This window comes from Leptolyngbya sp. FACHB-711, assembly GCF_014695615.1.
Taxonomy (GTDB): domain Bacteria; phylum Cyanobacteriota; class Cyanobacteriia; order Elainellales; family Elainellaceae; genus Leptolyngbya_A.
Genome location: NZ_JACJOR010000140.1, coordinates 1 through 3,361 on the forward strand (window position 1 = coordinate 1; position 3,361 = coordinate 3,361).

At 49.6% G+C, this 3,361-nt stretch carries 6 protein-coding genes; 5 read left to right on the top strand and 1 reads right to left on the bottom strand.

All coding sequences use genetic code 11. The annotated features are described in order from the left end of the window. The first annotated feature begins 320 nt into the window (after nt 1–320). On the top strand, nt 321–533 hold the full coding sequence (locus tag H6F80_RS29645; protein ID WP_242067161.1) for a tyrosine-type recombinase/integrase: 213 nt from the start codon (nt 321–323) through the stop codon (nt 531–533). Nucleotides 534–682: 149 nt separating this feature from the next. Here H6F80_RS29645 and H6F80_RS04695 read toward each other — a convergent pair whose 3' ends face one another. Then, nucleotides 683–1,042: a hypothetical protein gene (locus tag H6F80_RS04695; protein WP_190790449.1), complete on the bottom strand. Its 360-nt coding sequence runs from the start codon at nt 1,040–1,042 to the stop codon at nt 683–685. Nucleotides 1,043–1,726: 684 nt separating this feature from the next. On the opposite strand from H6F80_RS04695, the gene H6F80_RS04700 reads away from it, so the two are divergent. The 4 genes from H6F80_RS04700 to H6F80_RS31080 all read left to right on the top strand — a co-directional run. After that, the gene (locus tag H6F80_RS04700) at nt 1,727–1,891 is read left to right on the top strand and encodes a hypothetical protein (protein ID WP_190790450.1); all 165 of its coding nucleotides are present in this window, start codon (nt 1,727–1,729) and stop codon (nt 1,889–1,891) included. A gap of 56 nt (nt 1,892–1,947) precedes the next feature. Continuing rightward, on the top strand, nt 1,948–2,580 hold the full coding sequence (locus H6F80_RS04705) for a hypothetical protein (protein ID WP_190790451.1): 633 nt from the start codon (nt 1,948–1,950) through the stop codon (nt 2,578–2,580). Between the two features lie 78 nt (nt 2,581–2,658). After that, on the top strand, nt 2,659–3,201 hold the full coding sequence (locus tag H6F80_RS04710; protein ID WP_190790452.1) for a DUF8808 domain-containing protein: 543 nt from the start codon (nt 2,659–2,661) through the stop codon (nt 3,199–3,201). A gap of 43 nt (nt 3,202–3,244) precedes the next feature. Continuing rightward, on the top strand, nt 3,245–3,361 hold a 117-nt coding region (locus H6F80_RS31080), incomplete at its 3' end, for a DUF8808 domain-containing protein (protein ID WP_518523516.1).

Below are 3,361 nucleotides of genomic sequence, written 5' to 3' on the forward strand. Positions count from 1 at the left end.
AAAGCCAGGGTCAATTGGAGATTTTCCAGTGCAGGTGCGCGCATTCGGTTAGGGCATCTCTATCCTAAATTAAAGCATGCTAACTAGGCAAAGTTTATTTGGTGAACTACTAGTTTTTGCATTAAAATATGAAATTTCCTGATAAAACGAACCATCATGGCAAGAAAGCCGAAAGAATTTGGTGAACTGCTACACCAGCAACAGCGTGCCAAGGGACAGAACGTGAGTGAGGTGCCATTGAGCAGGGAGGCGCGATCGTACCTAGAAGCCTATTTAGAGAGCAGCAGGGAGGCGTATTTGAACCGATACCGGAGAGTCCGATGTTTCTAGCGCAGGACCCGAAGAATAAGAGGCAGCGGTTAGGCTACAAGGGGCTGCACAAAATGGTGCGAAAGCTGGGAGCAGTTGCCGGAGTGGAAGACATTAATCCACACCGCTTCCGCCATACGTTTGGAACGGAGGTGACGCGGCGCGGGGTTGACCCACTGTTTGGTAAGGAGTTGATGGGGATCAAGAGCGTGCAGCTTCGCTGATCCGGAACGGATCGGGTGTTTCAGCGGTACGCGAAAGGGGTGTTTAAGCAGGCGGCGGCTGAGGCGTATCTCAAGGCGATCGGCGAGGATAGTGATGAGAAGAGTTAATGGTCGAGGTGAGCAGTCGGCAGTGTCCCATCTCGTTCGGTTCACCCACGCGCGGCACGACGGAACAGCCACGCCGACCCGACAAACAGTGCGACAAAAAATCCATTCAGGGCAGTAAGTTCTAGCGGTCCGCTCCAGGGGTAGCCCAACCGGGCGGTCAGTGCAATCGTAGCGACTGACGTCTGAGCGAGCGCTGTAGCAAACAGCGCACGGGACATGCCACGGGGTCGGAACCGCGCGATAAAGGAGCCGATGATCCCAACGGCGAGCACCCCGAAATACATCAGGTTAGCAGGGTCGCCATCCTTGCCGATAATGCCGGCACCGAGACTGAGCCAGATCAGACTAAGGGCTGCCGCGATCGCGACGCCAGCGGCAAATCGATAGGTCGTGTTGTTCATTGTTCCTCCTCAATTGGTGGTAACGTCGCGCAGCAGTGTGCTTTTGTTCCGTAACTATACAAAGGCGATTAGGCGCAAGTCTGGAATATCGGACTTGCGCCTAATTCATATAGCCCTGCTGCGTCCTTGTAATTTTGGATAGATTCTCTAGAGTTGGGTAGCCCATTAGTCATTGTTTCAATAACTGTCGCTTCGGAGACACTGTCTACTGTCACACCGCAAATCGTCACTTTGCCAAAAATAGATACTAAAATTTCCTGGCGCGATCGCAGAAACTCCTATCAACAATACGCTGCAGAAAGACAAGAGAATTCAACATTGCCGAATTTAGTCATCTTCGGCGATTGTAGAGGTGGTAACGATTGAGATGAGCGGCAGCAGATGAGATTGAACTTGCTCTAGGCATCTTGTGCTGTCCGCTCCATTGATGGGTTAGCCCGTAAGTTCTGCGCCAGGCACCTCACGGCACCACGTATGAAATCCTGACAGTATTCTCGCACAGCGAACTTCGATCGGGGTATCTATCCAATCTTTGTTAAGTAGAAACTCACTGTATCGAATGAATTCTTCGTCTACCCGATGTATTCCAGGTCTTGACCTACGATCGGCAATCTGAGTTTGTGAAGCGGCTGGAACTAGCTTTGAGACGGGTGAGTTAGGAAAGTAGTGTTAGGGGGTTAGGCTATGACAGTAGAACAATTGGCTAAGGCGATCGAACATCTGCTGCTGACTGGGGCAATTGAAGGAAATAAAGTGATAGAGCTTTACCATTTGTTGATGGACTTTGAGCAGGGAAGGATTGAGGCTGCTGAGCTACAGGAGGCAATCGACCAGCATGAACCTCACTGATTTTTAGAAGCCATCGCTGAAAGAGGAAATATGACAATCAGAGCTTCTCTCAAAGCATGAATCCATCAGAAATCGGCTCTCTCCTAATGCAAGCACAAGCCTCTTACGAAGCTTCTCCCGCAGGCATTCATACTTTTGCTTTGTACTGGATCACTTGGGAGGCATACCGCACTCGAATGCTAGCAGTTGCTACACGATTAAGGGGTTGGCGCATTGCAGATGCTTATTTGGCAATTGGAACTAGAAAAATTTCAACTCAAAAAATTTATAAAAGGTGCTTTAAGGGAGTAACAGGAGTAGAACTCTCTGAGCAACCAGGCATCGTAGCAAGAGTGCTGTCAAACCTGGATTTGATCGAATCCCTTAGGCAGCGCCTCATTCACGGATATCGCAGTGCTAATCCTGAATTAATTCAGGCTTCTAATGAATTTCTTGATGCCATTCTTACCCATCACGAAAAAGTATTCGGCAAAATTGTGCTCCCTTTGCAGGACGGAACTCAAATTCAACTAGGAAATGTTCTTGCTAAACGTCCTTGTGGTGGGCGTGGAATTCCTATCCAAAACAACTACGAATTACTGAAACCGTGTTTTGAGCTGAAGGATACGGCTAAACGTGACGGCTTGCCCGATCGCTCTATTGTTCATACCTTAGAAAAAATCGTTGTTCATTTGAGATCTGGTCAGTAACAACACGACTCACAGGACAAGCTAAGTAAGGACCCATAAACCCAAGAACAATTGAACCCAAGAACAATTGTGCGATCAATGGATATTGCCTCAAGTCAGGTCATCAGCACAATCCTCCGGCACGATAGCAAAGTCACGAGCTACAAGATTGCGCTACTGCGGGCTATCAACGATGTTATGCTGTCATTTCCGGATCTGGGTAGCTATCGCCAAGATGTTGCCGTTCCCCTACGTCTCCTTGCTGAGTATTGGGTTGCTTACTATTGGGGCTTTGTCGCTTTGGATCAACCGATCGCTCAGGGACAAAGGGCACAACGCGACGGCGGGCTTCGCAACGACGTGGAGTTTCGCCCTGCTCTGACGGAATTTCGACGGCAGTGGGAAGAACATACCGGGGGGCTATCTCAGGCAGCCGATGGGTTTCTGGTGATTCATGAACTGCGAATCCCACGAAAGCTATCGACCTACCCCACTGCGCTGATAACTGCCTATCAGAAGACTTTGACGACGATCGCCAAAACGATCAAAATGCCGATTCAGTATGCGGGGCCGGGCAATTGGACGATTTTTGAGAAACCTGCTGCTTATCGGGAGTTGAGCAGTCGCGTCGTAGCATTTTGAGAAACCTGCTGCTTATCGGGAGTTGAGCAGTCGCGTCGTAGCAGTGCCAGGGACAGAGGCGCAGGGTGTGTGCCTGATGATTACGGCTGAACTTTGGCAAACCTTTCAGGCGATGTCATTGTGGGTTGAGGCTCTGTGTATTTATGAGTGGTGTCTATTC